This window comes from Escherichia sp. KTE172, assembly GCF_000408845.1.
Taxonomy (GTDB): Bacteria; Pseudomonadota; Gammaproteobacteria; order Enterobacterales; family Enterobacteriaceae; genus Escherichia; species Escherichia coli.
Genome location: NZ_KE137316.1, coordinates 1,382,426 through 1,398,582, shown reverse-complemented (window position 1 = coordinate 1,398,582; position 16,157 = coordinate 1,382,426). Strand labels below are relative to the sequence as shown.

Annotated in this window: 13 protein-coding genes; 11 read left to right on the top strand and 2 right to left on the bottom strand. The window is 52.3% G+C overall.

What is annotated here, in order from left to right; all coding sequences use genetic code 11:
- Positions 1-25 precede the first annotated feature (25 nt).
- The 3 genes from G434_RS16955 (at position 26) to G434_RS16965 (ending at position 3,100) form a co-directional block, all read left to right on the top strand.
- Entirely contained in the window at positions 26-520 is a 495-nt protein-coding gene (locus G434_RS16955) for a YfbU family protein (protein WP_000426124.1), read from the top strand.
- Between the two features lie 10 nt (positions 521-530).
- Positions 531-1,181, top strand: coding sequence for a hexitol phosphatase HxpA (gene hxpA / locus G434_RS16960; protein WP_001203403.1), 651 nt, complete (start codon positions 531-533; stop codon positions 1,179-1,181).
- An 86-nt stretch (positions 1,182-1,267) separates the two neighbouring features.
- On the top strand, positions 1,268-3,100 hold the full coding sequence (locus G434_RS16965; RefSeq protein ID WP_001012889.1) for an SLC13 family permease: 1,833 nt from the start codon (positions 1,268-1,270) through the stop codon (positions 3,098-3,100).
- A 58-nt stretch (positions 3,101-3,158) separates the two neighbouring features.
- Here the strand turns inward: G434_RS16965 and yfbR are convergent, their stop codons facing one another.
- Positions 3,159-3,758, bottom strand: a complete 600-nt coding sequence (yfbR, locus tag G434_RS16970; RefSeq protein WP_000813860.1) for a 5'-deoxynucleotidase — start codon at positions 3,756-3,758, stop codon at positions 3,159-3,161.
- Positions 3,759-3,841: 83 nt separating this feature from the next.
- Positions 3,842-5,059 (bottom strand): alanine transaminase AlaA, encoded by a 1,218-nt coding sequence (gene alaA, locus G434_RS16975; RefSeq protein ID WP_000074527.1) that lies wholly within the window; start codon positions 5,057-5,059, stop codon positions 3,842-3,844.
- Positions 5,060-5,978: 919 nt separating this feature from the next.
- Between alaA and lrhA the strand changes: the two genes are divergently transcribed.
- The 8 genes from lrhA to nuoH all read left to right on the top strand — a co-directional run bounded on the left by lrhA (position 5,979) and on the right by nuoH (position 16,154).
- Positions 5,979-6,917 (top strand): transcriptional regulator LrhA, encoded by a 939-nt coding sequence (gene lrhA / locus G434_RS16980; protein ID WP_000622290.1) that lies wholly within the window; start codon positions 5,979-5,981, stop codon positions 6,915-6,917.
- 629 nt (positions 6,918-7,546) lie between these two features.
- On the top strand, positions 7,547-7,990 hold the full coding sequence (gene nuoA, locus G434_RS16985) for an NADH-quinone oxidoreductase subunit NuoA (protein WP_000062997.1): 444 nt from the start codon (positions 7,547-7,549) through the stop codon (positions 7,988-7,990).
- A gap of 15 nt (positions 7,991-8,005) precedes the next feature.
- Positions 8,006-8,668 carry an NADH-quinone oxidoreductase subunit NuoB gene (gene nuoB / locus G434_RS16990; RefSeq protein WP_000386733.1) on the top strand — a complete coding sequence of 221 codons (663 nt, stop codon included), beginning with the start codon at positions 8,006-8,008 and terminating at the stop codon, positions 8,666-8,668.
- A gap of 93 nt (positions 8,669-8,761) precedes the next feature.
- Positions 8,762-10,564, top strand: a complete 1,803-nt coding sequence (gene nuoC / locus G434_RS16995) for an NADH-quinone oxidoreductase subunit C/D (RefSeq protein ID WP_000247878.1) — start codon at positions 8,762-8,764, stop codon at positions 10,562-10,564.
- 2 nt (positions 10,565-10,566) lie between these two features.
- Positions 10,567-11,067: an NADH-quinone oxidoreductase subunit NuoE gene (gene nuoE / locus G434_RS17000; RefSeq protein WP_000545042.1), complete on the top strand. Its 501-nt coding sequence runs from the start codon at positions 10,567-10,569 to the stop codon at positions 11,065-11,067.
- Positions 11,064-12,401, top strand: a complete 1,338-nt coding sequence (nuoF, locus tag G434_RS17005) for an NADH-quinone oxidoreductase subunit NuoF (protein ID WP_000789502.1) — start codon at positions 11,064-11,066, stop codon at positions 12,399-12,401. The genes nuoE and nuoF overlap by 4 nt, the downstream gene beginning before the upstream one ends.
- A gap of 52 nt (positions 12,402-12,453) precedes the next feature.
- Positions 12,454-15,180: an NADH-quinone oxidoreductase subunit NuoG gene (nuoG, locus tag G434_RS17010; protein WP_001306459.1), complete on the top strand. Its 2,727-nt coding sequence runs from the start codon at positions 12,454-12,456 to the stop codon at positions 15,178-15,180.
- Entirely contained in the window at positions 15,177-16,154 is a 978-nt protein-coding gene (nuoH, locus tag G434_RS17015; protein WP_000118507.1) for an NADH-quinone oxidoreductase subunit NuoH, read from the top strand. The genes nuoG and nuoH overlap by 4 nt, the downstream gene beginning before the upstream one ends.
- Positions 16,155-16,157: the final 3 nt, after the last annotated feature.

Here is a 16,157-nt window from a genome sequence, read left to right as displayed (position 1 = left end):
TAGTAGAGTGATACAGGAGTCAACAATGGAAATGACCAACGCGCAACGTCTTATTTTGTCTAACCAGTACAAGATGATGACTATGCTCGATCCGGCAAATGCTGAACGTTACCGTCGCCTGCAAACAATCATTGAGCGTGGTTATGGATTACAGATGCGTGAACTGGATCGCGAGTTTGGCGAGCTGAAAGAAGAAACCTGCCGCACTATCATCGACATTATGGAGATGTATCATGCGTTGCATGTTTCCTGGTCTAATTTGCAGGACCAGCAATCCATCGATGAACGTCGTGTCACCTTCCTCGGCTTTGACGCCGCCACTGAAGCACGTTACCTCGGTTATGTCCGCTTTATGGTTAATGTGGAAGGGCGCTATACCCATTTTGACGCCGGAACTCACGGTTTTAACGCCCAGACGCCAATGTGGGAAAAATATCAGCGCATGCTTAATGTGTGGCATGCCTGCCCGCGTCAGTACCATTTGAGCGCCAACGAAATTAATCAAATTATCAACGCCTGAGGAGGCCCGCGTGCGGTGCAAAGGTTTTCTGTTTGATCTTGATGGAACGCTGGTGGATTCCCTGCCTGCGGTAGAACGGGCGTGGAGCAACTGGGCCAGACGTCATGGGTTAGCGCCGGAAGAGGTGCTGGCTTTTATTCACGGTAAACAGGCGATCACCTCTCTGCGCCATTTTATGGCGGGCAAATCCGAGGCTGATATTGCCGCCGAGTTTACGCGTCTGGAGCAAATCGAGGCCACGGAAACCGAGGGTATTACCGCGCTTCCGGGGGCAATCGCCTTACTCAATCATTTGAATAAAGCAGGTATTCCGTGGGCCATTGTGACTTCTGGCTCCATGCCGGTAGCGCGAGCGCGCCATAAAGTAGCTGGGCTTCCCGCACCAGAGGTGTTTGTAACCGCTGAGCGAGTGAAGCGCGGAAAACCAGAACCTGATGCGTATCTGTTAGGCGCGCAGCTGCTGGGGCTTGCGCCGCAGGAGTGTGTGGTGGTGGAAGATGCTCCCGCTGGCGTGCTTTCTGGCCTGGCGGCGGGTTGTCATGTCATTGCGGTTAACGCTCCGGCAGATACCCCGCGCCTGAATGAGGTCGATTTGGTCCTCCACAGTCTGGAGCAAATTACTGTGACCAAACAGCCAAATGGCGATGTTATTATTCAGTGAAACACCTGATCATGATTTAGCCCCGTCTCGTCGGGGCTTTTTTATGGCAGAATCAAGTCATCCCCCTCAATTAACAAGGATAAGTTGTGAACGGTGAATTGATTTGGGTTCTTTCATTACTGGCCGTTGCCATCGTCTTGTTTGCGACGGGCAGAGTGCGTATGGATGCGGTCGCTTTGTTTGTTATTGTCGCGTTTGCATTAAGCGGAACGCTGACGGTCCCCGAAGTATTTTCCGGCTTTTCCGATCCTAACGTTGTCCTGATTGCCGCCTTGTTTATTATTGGCGATGGTTTGGTCCGTACCGGTGTTGCCACTGTAATGGGGACATGGCTGGTCAAAGTGGCGGGCAACAGTGAAATCAAAATGTTGGTTTTGTTGATGCTGACCGTCGCGGGGCTTGGCGCGTTTATGAGTTCAACCGGCGTTGTCGCTATCTTTATTCCCGTGGTGTTAAGCGTTGCCATGCGTATGCAAACGTCGCCGTCGCGCCTGATGATGCCGTTAAGTTTTGCCGGGCTGATAAGCGGCATGATGACGCTGGTGGCGACGCCGCCGAACCTGGTAGTCAACAGTGAATTGCTGCGTGAAGGCTATCACGGCTTCAGTTTCTTTAGCGTAACACCTATTGGCCTGGTCGTGCTGGTGCTGGGTATTTTGTATATGTTAGTGATGCGTTTCATGCTGAAAGGGGATACCCAGACCCCGCAGCGCGAAGGCTGGACGCGTCGAACCTTTCGCGATCTTATCCGTGAATATCGACTGACCGGGCGTGCGCGACGTCTGGCTATTCGCCCCGGATCGCCAATGATTGGTCAACGGCTGGACGATCTCAAATTACGTGAGCGTTATGGCGCTAACGTCATCGGTGTTGAACGCTGGCGGCGTTTTCGTCGTGTTATCGTGAACGTTAATGGGGTTTCTGAATTTCGCGCGCGTGACGTTTTGCTTATTGATATGTCTGCGGCTGATGTCGATCTCCGGCAATTTTGTAGTGAGCAGTTGCTGGAGCCGATGGTACTACGCGGCGAGTATTTTTCTGACCAGGCACTTGATGTGGGCATGGCAGAGATTTCATTAATTCCTGAGTCTGAACTTATTGGTAAATCGGTGCGCGAAATTGGTTTTCGTACCCGCTACGGACTGAATGTGGTGGGGCTAAAGCGCAATGGCGAGGCGATGGAAGGTTCGCTGGCGGATGAGCCTCTGCTGCTGGGCGATATCATCCTGGTTGTGGGTAACTGGAAACTGATCGGTATGCTGGCAAAACAGGGGCGTGACTTTGTGGCGCTGAACTTACCAGAAGAAGTGAGTGAAGCATCGCCCGCGCACAGCCAGGCACCCCATGCGATTTTCTGTCTGGTGCTAATGGTGGCGTTAATGCTGACCGATGAAATTCCTAATCCTGTTGCCGCTATCATCGCCTGCCTGCTGATGGGGAAATTCCGTTGTATCGATGCTGAAAGCGCCTATAAATCCATTCACTGGCCGAGCATTATTTTGATCGTTGGGATGATGCCGTTTGCTGTGGCATTACAGAAAACGGGAGGTGTCGCGCTGGCGGTGAAAGGGCTGATGGACATTGGCGGCGGTTACGGGCCACATATGATGCTGGGTTGTTTGTTTGTCTTGTCGGCGGTTATTGGGCTATTTATCTCTAATACCGCAACGGCGGTGTTGATGGCTCCGATTGCGCTGGCTGCTGCCAAAACGATGGGTGTGTCGCCTTATCCATTTGCGATGGTCGTGGCGATGGCAGCATCCGCCGCCTTTATGACGCCGGTTTCTTCACCTGTTAACACACTGGTTTTAGGTCCGGGAAATTACAGCTTCAGTGACTTTGTGAAGTTGGGGGTACCGTTCACCATTATCGTGATGGCGGTTTGTGTGGTGATGATCCCGATGCTGTTTCCGTTTTGACAAGAGCCTGATGTCGCATCCGGCGCTTATTGCCTGATGCGACGCAGACTCCGGCTGCTTACAGCGGTGAATCCTGGCTAATCTCATCGAGCGAAAGATGGAAGCTGGGAACAAAGACTTCCATGAAGTAGTCCATCTCCTGGCTGCGGCGCGCTTCAAGCGTCGCTTCCAGTCGCGTTTTTGCCAGCAAGAATTCATTATTTCCCGCCGCGAGTTCTTCCAGACATTTCAGATATGCACACAGTGCATCTGCCTGTTTCACCAGCGATTTTTCTTCATCGCTATATGCATGCTCGTCAATTAACGGCGCAAAGATATCCCGCAGCTCTTCCGGAACCATATCGACCAGTTTTTGCTGAGCGATTTTTTCAATCGCCTTGTACTCCTGAGCGATTTGCGAATTGAAGTATTTCACCGGAGTAGGGAGATCGCCGGTGAGCACTTCTGAGGCATCGTGGTACATCGCCAGTAAAGCGATACGTTCGGCGTTGACATTACCGCCAAATTTCCGATTTTTGATAGCTGCCAGCGCATGGGCGACCATCGCTACCTGCAAACTGTGTTCGGACACATTTTCCGTCCGCACGTTGCGCATCAGCGGCCAGCGGTTAATGAGTTTCAGGCGGGAGAGATGGGCAAAAAAATGGCTCTGTTTCATAGTGACCTTACGTATGATGACATCATCAGGTCATTGTGGCGGGATAACACTGCCGGATGCAATCTCCGGCAGTGAAATTAAGATTACAGCTGATGATAACCAGAAAGGAAACGCGCGAACTTGCTCAAAGACAGCTCGATATCATCGACACGCGGTAGCGTGACAATGCGGAAGTGATCCGGCCACGGCCAGTTGAATGCCGTCCCTTGCACCAACAGAACTTTTTCCTGCAACAGGAAATCCAGCACCATTTTCTGATCGTCGTGAATATTAAAGCGTTTGGCGTCGATTTTCGGGAACATGTACAGCGCACCGCGCGGTTTCACGCAGGAAACGCCCGGAATATCATTGATCAATTCCCATGCGCGGTTACGCTGCTCATAAAGACGACCGCCAGGGGTAATAAATTCACTGATGCTCTGATAACCGCCCAGCGCGGTCTGAATGGCGTGTTGCGCAGGAACGTTAGCACACAGGCGCATTGAGGCCAGCATTTCCAGACCTTCGATGTAACCTTTGGCGTGTTTTTTCGGCCCGTTCAACACCATCCACCCCTGACGGAAGCCAGCAACGCGGTACGTTTTCGACAGTCCGTTAAAGGTAATAGTCAGCAGATCAGGTGCCAGCGGCGCAATTGAGTGATGCTCAGCGTCGTCGTAGAGAATTTTGTCATAAATTTCATCGGCGAAGATAATGAGATTATGCTGACGTGCAATCTCCACTATCTCCATTAAAAGCTCTTTGGAATATACCGCGCCAGTTGGGTTATTTGGGTTGATAATAACGATCCCACGCGTACGAGGCGTAATTTTAGCGCGAATATCATCAAGGTCCGGGAACCAGTCAGAGGATTCATCGCAAAGATAATGCACCGCTTTACCGCTGGAGAGCGAAACCGCCGCGGTCCATAGTGGGTAATCAGGTGCAGGAACCAACATTTCGTCGCCGCTGTTCAGCAATGCCTGCATTGCCTGAACGATAAGCTCCGATACACCATTGCCGATGTAAATATCTTCCACGGTAACATCACGCATGCCACGAGCCTGGTAGTGCTGCATGATGGCTTTACGCGCGGAGTAAAGCCCTTTGGAATCGCAATACCCTTGAGCGGTAGGCAGGTTGCGAATCACGTCAACGAGGATTTCATCTGGCGCGTCAAAACCGAACGGGGCAGGGTTGCCGATGTTCAGTTTCAGTACCTTGTTACCTTCTTCTTCCAGGCGTTTTGCTTCTTTCAGCACCGGACCACGGATGTCGTAACAGACATTCTCTAATTTGCTGGATTTTTCAATGGGGGACATGAATCTTGACCTTTTTTGCTGTTATCGCCACTCCCTGCCGTGGAAGTCAGCTTAGAACAATGTACTCCCCCAGGACGGCGTTTTGAAGGTCTGCAGAATAAGATTTTGCCAGAGGGGAAGACTCGATTGTGCTGTTAATAACTTAATAATGGCAAAATAATGAGGTGTATATGCTTAATAATTAATGTTATGTAGTGAATTGTTCTGATTCTTAATTGTGAGTGTGGTTTTTTTATCTGTAAGATAATTGTTTGAAAATACCTCGTTTAAGAATTCACTAATGAATCGTGATGATGATATTTCCGCATTACGGAGAGTTTAACAGCGTGATGATTTCCGAGGTGTCGTAATGGGTGCAAGGTGTGAAACTATTGTTAAGCGGGATTAATGTATGAGGATGATGCTAATTAATTATTATTTAATATTCAAAAAGGTTTTGTTGTGCTTATTAATAATAGAAGATTACTTTGCCTAACATAACATAACTTTGCATCAGATAATTCGCAATGACCCTTATAAATAAAAGGTTTTTGGGGTAAAATGCTCGCATAAATGACGGATCCCTGCTCTTGATGCCGCCTCACCATTGCTGTTTGTACGTGTTCGCGTATGACCAGCGATGCTGCACGAGAGTGGAACAAGGACTCACATTTACATTTATACAAACACGCGCATGTCATAAATACAAAAGAGTGAGTAACTTAATAGATATGCGATTCCTGAAGATATATTCTGTGATCTACTTCAGGCATTATAACGGAACAATGTGAGTCGCTTTTTTAGTGCAACTCATATGCATTTTTACTTTCGTCCGGGTTCCGGATGAAACTGCCAGGGAGGCACATTACAAATGGAATTGCTTGTTTGTGTGTGCACAGCATTAACCAGCTCAGTATGAGCCGCCAGTAAGTGATAATATATGATAAGTGCAAATCGTCCGATAATTAACCTCGACCTCGATCTGCTGAGAACATTTGTTGCTGTTGCCGATCTGAACACTTTTGCTGCCGCAGCTGCCGCTGTGTGTCGTACTCAGTCCGCCGTAAGTCAGCAAATGCAGCGTCTGGAACAACTTGTTGGGAAAGAACTGTTCGCTCGTCACGGTCGCAACAAACTGTTAACTGAACATGGCATTCAACTTCTTGGTTACGCCAGAAAAATTCTGCGTTTTAATGATGAGGCCTGCTCATCATTAATGTTCAGTAATCTTCAGGGCGTGTTAACTATCGGTGCTTCAGATGAATCTGCCGATACGATCTTACCTTTCCTGTTAAATCGCGTGAGTTCGGTTTATCCGAAACTAGCGCTGGATGTCCGCGTTAAACGTAATGCCTATATGGCAGAAATGCTGGAATCCCAGGAAGTGGATTTGATGGTAACCACCCATCGTCCTTCAACGTTTAAGGCATTGAACCTGCGTACCTCGCCAACACACTGGTACTGCGCAGCGGAATACGTATTGCAAAAAGGCGAGCCGATCCCTCTTGTATTGCTGGATGATCCTAGCCCGTTTCGCGATATGGTGCTGGCGACGCTTAATAAAGCAGATATTCCATGGCGACTGGCTTATGTCGCCTCGACGCTTCCGGCAGTTCGTGCGGCAGTAAAAGCCGGTCTTGGCGTGACGGCAAGGCCGGTCGAGATGATGAGTCCAGACCTGCGTGTGCTGAGTGGAGTAGATGGCTTACCGCCGCTACCCGATACCGAATATTTGCTGTGCTATGACCCGTCCAGTAATAATGAGCTGGCTCAGGTGATCTATCAGGCGATGGAGAGCTACCATAATCCGTGGCAATACAGCCCAATGTCTGCTCCGGAAGGCGATGACTCATTGTTGATTGAAAGGGATATCGAGTAATCGACGGACCATAGATAATTTCTGAGACAATAGTGTAAAAACGAGCCGCTGGGGGTGTTTTAAACCCCAGCGGCTTTTTTTTAGTAAAAAGCCTTCCTCGTATCGTGCAGAACGTACAAAACTGTTCATTTTTCAATCACCAGAGATTCACGTCCCGAACGCACAAATAATCGCCTGAAAAAAATCACCTGCTACAATGATGTTAAAAAATACGTAAATTTGTTGCTGCGTTTTTGTTATGGAATGACAAAAGCGTGTCACAGATCAAGAAAATACTCTCTTTTGGGGGGAGGAATCGACACAAATTCCTGTCAAAATAGACCCGTATTTTTTCCATTGCTTCACAACGGACACGATTCAACAACATCTAATTATCCTGGAGTCGTCAAGGATCTGGGGTGAAAGGGCATTAAATGCTAATGGTGTTGATATTATGTAAACTAATGTGAAGAAACTTTTGTCAAAGTTGACAAAAGGTTATAGAAAGGAGTAAAAGACCACATCAATTAGCTGTATAAAAGAATTTCTACAGTGATTGTAAGGTTTTTTTTATTCCTCCCCATGAATCGATGTGGCGTCCATCTGCCGTGAAGAGCAGTGAATCTGGCGCTACTTTTGATGAGTAAGCAATGAGTATGTCAACATCCACTGAAGTCATCGCTCATCACTGGGCATTCGCTATCTTTCTTATCGTTGCCATTGGCCTGTGTTGCCTGATGCTGGTAGGCGGTTGGTTTTTAGGCGGTCGCGCACGCGCAAGGTCGAAAAACGTTCCGTTTGAATCCGGTATCGACTCGGTCGGCTCCGCCCGCTTACGCCTGTCCGCCAAGTTTTATCTGGTGGCCATGTTCTTCGTTATCTTCGACGTTGAAGCGCTGTATCTGTTCGCATGGTCAACCTCTATCCGCGAAAGCGGCTGGGTAGGCTTTGTGGAAGCTGCAATTTTTATTTTTGTGTTACTGGCAGGTCTGGTTTATCTGGTGCGTATTGGCGCGCTGGACTGGACGCCCGCGCGTTCACGCCGCGAGCGTATGAACCCGGAAACGAACAGTATCGCTAATCGTCAACGCTAACCGCGAGGCATTAAGATGGATTATACGCTCACCCGCATAGATCCCAACGGTGAGAACGACCGTTACCCCCTGCAAAAGCAGGAGATCGTAACCGACCCTCTGGAGCAAGAAGTTAACAAAAACGTGTTTATGGGCAAGCTCAATGACATGGTTAACTGGGGTCGTAAAAACTCAATTTGGCCGTATAACTTCGGTCTTTCCTGCTGTTACGTTGAGATGGTGACTTCGTTTACCGCGGTGCATGACGTGGCGCGTTTTGGCGCAGAAGTATTGCGTGCTTCGCCGCGTCAGGCTGACCTGATGGTGGTGGCAGGAACCTGCTTTACCAAAATGGCACCGGTTATTCAGCGTCTGTATGACCAGATGTTGGAACCAAAATGGGTTATCTCAATGGGTGCCTGTGCCAACTCCGGCGGTATGTACGATATTTATTCCGTTGTGCAGGGCGTCGATAAATTCATCCCGGTTGATGTGTATATCCCGGGCTGCCCGCCGCGTCCTGAAGCGTACATGCAGGCACTGATGCTGTTGCAGGAATCTATCGGCAAAGAACGTCGTCCGCTCTCCTGGGTGGTTGGCGATCAGGGCGTTTATCGCGCCAATATGCAATCAGAGCGCGAACGCAAGCGCGGTGAACGCATTGCCGTAACCAACCTGCGTACACCTGACGAGATTTAATTTGCGCCTGTCGGCAAAGGGATTTTTCTTCGCTTATTCCTAAATCTATTTCGCGAAGCTTACTGCGCCGACAGTCACCACGGACCATTTGCAATGGTGAACAATATGACCGACTTAACCGCGCAAGAACCCGCCTGGCAGACCCGCGATCATCTTGATGATCCGGTGATTGGCGAACTGCGCAACCGTTTTGGGCCGGATGCCTTTACTGTTCAGGCGACTCGCACCGGGGTTCCCGTTGTGTGGATCAAGCGTGAACAATTACTGGAAGTTGGCGATTTCTTAAAGAAACTGCCGAAACCTTACGTCATGCTGTTTGACTTACACGGCATGGACGAACGTCTGCGCACACACCGCGAAGGGTTACCTGCCGCGGATTTTTCCGTTTTCTACCATCTGATTTCTATCGATCGTAACCGCGACATCATGCTGAAGGTGGCGCTGGCAGAAAACGACCTGCACGTACCGACCTTCACCAAACTGTTCCCGAACGCCAACTGGTATGAGCGTGAAACCTGGGATCTGTTTGGCATTACTTTCGACGGTCACCCGAACCTGCGCCGCATCATGATGCCGCAAACCTGGAAAGGTCACCCGCTGCGTAAAGATTATCCGGCGCGCGCTACCGAATTCTCGCCGTTTGAGCTGACCAAAGCCAAACAGGACCTGGAGATGGAAGCCCTGACCTTCAAACCGGAAGAGTGGGGGATGAAGCGCGGCACCGAAAACGAGGACTTCATGTTCCTCAACCTCGGCCCGAACCACCCGTCGGCGCACGGGGCTTTCCGCATCGTTTTGCAGCTTGATGGCGAAGAAATTGTCGACTGCGTACCAGACATCGGCTACCACCACCGTGGTGCGGAGAAAATGGGCGAACGCCAGTCCTGGCACAGCTACATTCCGTATACCGACCGTATCGAATACCTCGGCGGCTGCGTTAACGAAATGCCTTACGTGCTGGCGGTAGAGAAACTGGCCGGGATCACCGTGCCGGATCGCGTTAACGTCATTCGCGTAATGCTTTCTGAGCTGTTCCGCATCAACAGCCATCTGCTGTATATATCCACCTTTATTCAGGACGTCGGCGCGATGACGCCAGTGTTCTTCGCCTTTACCGATCGTCAGAAAATTTACGATCTGGTGGAAGCAATCACTGGTTTTCGTATGCACCCGGCGTGGTTCCGTATTGGCGGCGTAGCGCACGACCTGCCGCGCGGCTGGGATCGCCTGCTGCGTGAGTTCCTCGACTGGATGCCGAAACGTCTGGCGTCTTACGAGAAAGCGGCGCTGCAAAACACCATTCTGAAAGGTCGTTCCCAGGGCGTTGCCGCCTATGGCGCGAAAGAGGCGCTGGAGTGGGGCACCACTGGCGCGGGCCTGCGCGCCACCGGGATCGACTTCGACGTGCGTAAGGCGCGTCCTTATTCTGGCTATGAAAACTTCGACTTTGAAATCCCGGTGGGTGGTGGTGTTTCTGACTGCTACACCCGCGTAATGCTGAAAGTGGAAGAGCTGCGCCAGAGTCTGCGCATTCTTGAGCAGTGCCTCAACAACATGCCGGAAGGCCCGTTCAAAGCGGATCACCCGCTGACCACGCCGCCGCCGAAAGAGCGCACGCTGCAACATATCGAAACCCTGATCACCCACTTCCTGCAAGTGTCGTGGGGTCCGGTGATGCCAGCCAATGAATCTTTCCAGATGATTGAGGCGACCAAGGGGATCAACAGTTACTACCTGACCAGCGACGGTAGCACCATGAGTTATCGCACCCGTATCCGTACGCCGAGTTATGCGCATTTGCAGCAAATTCCGGCGGCGATCCGCGGCAGCCTGGTGTCTGACCTGATTGTTTATCTGGGCAGTATCGATTTTGTTATGTCAGATGTGGACCGCTAATTATGCACGAGAATCAACAACCACAAACCGAGGCTTTTGAGCTGAGTGCGGCAGAGCGTGAAGCGATTGAGCACGAGATGCACCACTACGAAGACCCGCGTGCGGCGTCCATTGAAGCGCTGAAAATCGTTCAGAAGCAGCGTGGCTGGGTGCCGGATGGCGCGATCCACGCGATCGCCGATGTGCTGGGTATTCCGGCGAGCGACGTCGAAGGCGTGGCAACGTTCTACAGCCAGATCTTCCGCCAGCCGGTTGGCCGCCATGTGATCCGTTATTGCGACAGCGTGGTCTGTCATATCAACGGTTATCAGGGTATTCAGGCGGCGCTCGAGAAAAAGCTGAACATCAAACCAGGGCAAACGACATTTGATGGCCGCTTTACGCTGCTGCCAACTTGCTGCCTGGGGAACTGTGATAAAGGGCCAAACATGATGATCGATGAGGACACTCACGCGCATCTGACCCCGGAAGCGATCCCTGAACTGCTGGAGCGGTATAAATGAAAAACATTATCCGTACTCCCGAAACGCATCCGCTGACCTGGCGTCTGCGCGATGACAAACAGCCAGTGTGGCTGGACGAATATCGCAGCAAAAACGGTTACGAAGGCGCGCGTAAGGCGCTGACCGGGCTGTCTCCGGACGAAATCGTTAATCAGGTAAAAGACGCTGGTCTGAAAGGGCGCGGCGGCGCGGGCTTTTCGACTGGCCTGAAGTGGAGCCTGATGCCGAAAGACGAATCCATGAACATCCGTTACCTGCTGTGTAACGCCGATGAAATGGAACCGGGCACCTATAAAGACCGCCTGTTGATGGAGCAACTGCCGCACCTGCTGGTGGAAGGTATGCTTATCTCCGCGTTTGCGCTGAAAGCTTACCGTGGCTACATCTTCCTGCGTGGCGAATATATTGAAGCGGCAGTGAATCTGCGCCGCGCCATTGCCGAAGCGACTGAAGCGGGCTTGCTTGGCAAAAACATTATGGGAACAGGTTTCGACTTCGAACTGTTCGTCCATACCGGTGCAGGGCGCTACATCTGCGGGGAAGAAACAGCGTTAATCAACTCCCTGGAAGGGCGTCGTGCTAACCCACGCTCGAAACCCCCCTTCCCGGCAACCTCCGGCGTATGGGGCAAACCGACCTGTGTCAATAACGTCGAAACCCTGTGTAACGTTCCGGCGATCCTTGCTAACGGCGTGGAGTGGTATCAGAACATCTCGAAAAGTAAAGATGCTGGCACCAAGCTGATGGGCTTCTCCGGTCGGGTGAAAAATCCGGGCCTGTGGGAACTGCCGTTTGGCACCACCGCACGCGAGATCCTCGAAGATTACGCCGGTGGTATGCGTGACGGTCTGAAATTCAAAGCCTGGCAGCCAGGCGGCGCGGGTACTGACTTCTTGACTGAAGCGCACCTTGACCTGCCGATGGAATTCGAAAGTATCGGTAAAGCGGGAAGCCGTCTGGGTACGGCGCTGGCGATGGCGGTTGACCATGAGATCAACATGGTGTCGCTGGTGCGTAACCTGGAAGAGTTTTTCGCCCGTGAGTCCTGCGGCTGGTGTACGCCGTGCCGCGACGGTCTGCCGTGGAGCGTGAAAATTCTGCGTGCGCTGGAGCGTGGCGAAGGTCAACCGGGCGATATCGAAACACTTGAGCAACTGTGTCGATTCTTAGGCCCGGGTAAAACTTTCTGTGCCCACGCACCTGGTGCAGTGGAGCCGTTACAGAGCGCCATCAAATATTTCCGCGAAGAATTTGAGGCGGGAATCAAACAGCCGTTCAGCAATACCCATTTGATTAATGGGATTCAGCCGAACCTGCTGAAAGAGCGCTGGTAACCGAATTTCGATTAACGCTCAGTCTCTGACTGAGAAAACTGGAAGCATGCTAATGGCTACAATTCATGTAGACGGCAAAGAATACGAGGTCAACGGAGCGGACAACCTGCTGGAAGCTTGTCTGTCTCTGGGCCTTGATATTCCTTACTTTTGCTGGCATCCGGCGCTGGGAAGCGTCGGTGCTTGCCGCCAGTGTGCGGTGAAGCAATACCAAAACGCGGAAGACACGCGTGGTCGCCTGGTGATGTCCTGTATGACACCGGCTTCCGATGGCACCTTTATTTCCATTGACGACGAAGAAGCGAAACAGTTCCGTGAAAGCGTGGTCGAGTGGTTAATGACCAACCACCCGCACGACTGTCCGGTATGTGAAGAGGGCGGTAACTGCCATCTTCAGGATATGACGGTGATGACCGGACACAGCTTCCGTCGCTACCGTTTCACCAAACGTACCCACCGTAATCAGGATTTGGGGCCATTCATCTCTCACGAAATGAACCGCTGCATCGCCTGCTACCGCTGCGTGCGTTACTACAAAGATTACGCTGACGGCACGGATCTGGGCGTTTACGGTGCGCACGACAACGTCTACTTCGGTCGCCCGGAAGACGGCACGCTGGAAAGCGAATTTTCCGGTAACCTGGTCGAAATTTGCCCGACCGGCGTATTCACCGACAAAACGCACTCCGAGCGTTACAACCGTAAATGGGATATGCAGTTTGCGCCGAGCATCTGCCAGCAATGTTCCATCGGCTGTAACATCAGCCCCGGCGAGCGTTATGGCGAACTGCGTCGAATCGAAAACCGTTACAACGGTACAGTAAACCACTACTTCCTCTGCGACCGTGGTCGTTTCGGTTACGGTTACGTCAACCTGAAAGATCGTCCGCGTCAGCCAGTACAGCGTCGTGGCGATGATTTCATTACCCTCAACGCCGAACAGGCAATGCAGGGCGCAGCAGATATTCTGCGTCAGTCGAAGAAAGTGATCGGTATTGGTTCTCCGCGTGCCAGCGTGGAAAGCAACTTTGCGCTGCGTGAGCTGGTGGGCGAAGAAAACTTCTACACCGGTATCGCTCACGGTGAGCAGGAACGTCTGCAACTGGCGCTGAAAGTGCTGCGTGAAGGCGGCATTTATACGCCGGCACTGCGCGAAATCGAATCTTACGATGCGGTACTGGTGCTGGGCGAAGACGTTACTCAGACTGGCGCTCGTGTCGCACTGGCGGTGCGTCAGGCGGTGAAAGGTAAAGCGCGCGAAATGGCGGCAGCACAGAAAGTGGCTGACTGGCAGATTGCGGCAATCCTCAATATTGGCCAACGAGCGAAGCATCCGCTGTTTGTTACCAACGTTGATGACACCCGTCTGGATGATATCGCGGCGTGGACTTACCGCGCACCGGTTGAAGATCAGGCGCGTTTAGGTTTTGCCATTGCCCATGCTCTGGATAACTCCGCACCAGCGGTTGACGGTATCGAACCTGAGCTGCAAAGCAAAATCGACGTCATCGTGCAGGCTCTGGCGGGTGCGAAGAAACCGTTGATTATCTCCGGGACGAACGCCGGTAGCGCTGAAGTGATTCAGGCTGCGGCTAACGTGGCGAAAGCCCTGAAAGGTCGCGGCGCTAACGTCGGTATCACCATGATTGCCCGTTCCGTCAACAGCATGGGGCTGGGCATTATGGGCGGTGGATCGCTTGAAGAAGCGTTAACCGAACTGGAAACCGGACGCGCCGATGCGGTGGTGGTGCTGGAAAACGATCTGCATCGTCACGCTTCCGCTACCCGCGTGAATGCTGCGCTGGCTAAAGCGCCGCTGGTGATGGTGGTTGACCATCAACGCACAGCGATTATGGAAAACGCCCATCTGGTACTTTCCGCCGCCAGCTTTGCTGAAAGCGACGGTACGGTAATTAATAATGAAGGTCGCGCCCAACGTTTCTTCCAGGTTTACGATCCGGCTTATTACGACAGCAAAACTGTCATGCTGGAAAGCTGGCGTTGGTTACACTCGCTGCACAGCACCCTGCTGAGCCGTGAAGTGGACTGGACGCAGCTCGACCATGTGATTGACGCTGTTGTGGCGAAAATCCCGGAACTGGCGGGTATCAAAGATGCTGCGCCGGATGCGACATTCCGTATTCGTGGGCAGAAACTGGCCCGTGAACCGCACCGTTACAGCGGTCGTACCGCCATGCGCGCCAATATCAGCGTTCATGAGCCGCGTCAGCCGCAGGATATTGACACCATGTTCACCTTCTCGATGGAAGGTAACAACCAGCCGACCGCGCACCGTTCGCAAGTGCCGTTTGCCTGGGCTCCGGGCTGGAACTCCCCGCAGGCGTGGAACAAATTCCAGGACGAAGTTGGCGGCAAACTGCGCTTTGGCGATCCGGGCGTGCGTCTGTTTGAAACCAGCGAAAACGGTCTGGATTACTTCACCAGCGTACCGGCACGCTTCCAGCCGCAGGACGGGAAATGGCGTATCGCGCCGTACTACCACCTGTTTGGCAGCGATGAATTGTCACAGCGTGCTCCGGTTTTCCAGAGCCGTATGCCACAGCCGTACATCAAACTTAACCCGGCGGATGCCGCGAAGTTGGGTGTGAACGCGGGTACACGCGTCTCCTTTAGTTACGATGGCAACACGGTCACGCTGCCGGTTGAAATCGCCGAAGGGCTGACGGCAGGGCAGGTGGGCTTGCCGATGGGTATGTCCGGCATTGCTCCGGTGCTGGCGGGCGCGCATCTTGAGGATCTCAAGGAGGCACAACAATGAGTTGGATATCACCGGAACTGATTGAGATCCTGCTGACCATCCTCAAAGCGGTGGTGATCCTGCTGGTGGTTGTCACCTGTGGGGCATTCATGAGCTTTGGCGAACGTCGCCTGCTGGGTCTGTTCCAGAACCGTTACGGACCTAACCGTGTTGGCTGGGGCGGTTCGCTCCAGCTGGTTGCGGACATGATCAAGATGTTCTTTAAAGAAGACTGGATCCCGAAATTCTCGGATCGCGTCATCTTTACCCTGGCACCGATGATTGCCTTTACCTCGCTGCTGCTGGCCTTTGCGATTGTGCCAGTCAGCCCAGGTTGGGTGGTTGCCGACCTGAACATCGGGATTTTGTTCTTCCTGATGATGGCCGGTCTGGCGGTCTACGCGGTGCTGTTTGCGGGCTGGTCAAGTAACAACAAATACTCGTTGCTGGGGGCGATGCGTGCTTCTGCGCAGACTCTGAGCTACGAAGTGTTCCTCGGGCTTTCCCTGATGGGCGTGGTGGCGCAGGCCGGTTCATTCAACATGACCGACATCGTTAACAGCCAGGCGCATGTGTGGAACGTCATCCCGCAATTCTTTGGTTTTATTACCTTTGCCATCGCGGGCGTGGCGGTGTGTCACCGTCACCCATTTGACCAGCCGGAAGCCGAGCAGGAACTGGCGGATGGTTACCACATTGAATATTCCGGCATGAAGTTCGGTCTGTTCTTCGTGGGCGAATACATCGGGATTGTGACCATCTCTGCACTGATGGTGACGCTGTTCTTCGGTGGCTGGCAAGGCCCGTTGTTACCGCCATTCATCTGGTTCGCGCTGAAAACCGCGTTCTTTATGATGATGTTCATTTTGATTCGTGCGTCGTTACCGCGTCCGCGTTATGACCAGGTAATGTCCTTCGGCTGGAAAATCTGCCTGCCGCTGACGCTGATCAACTTGCTGGTAACGGCGGCTGTCATTCTCTGGCAGGCGCAATAAGGG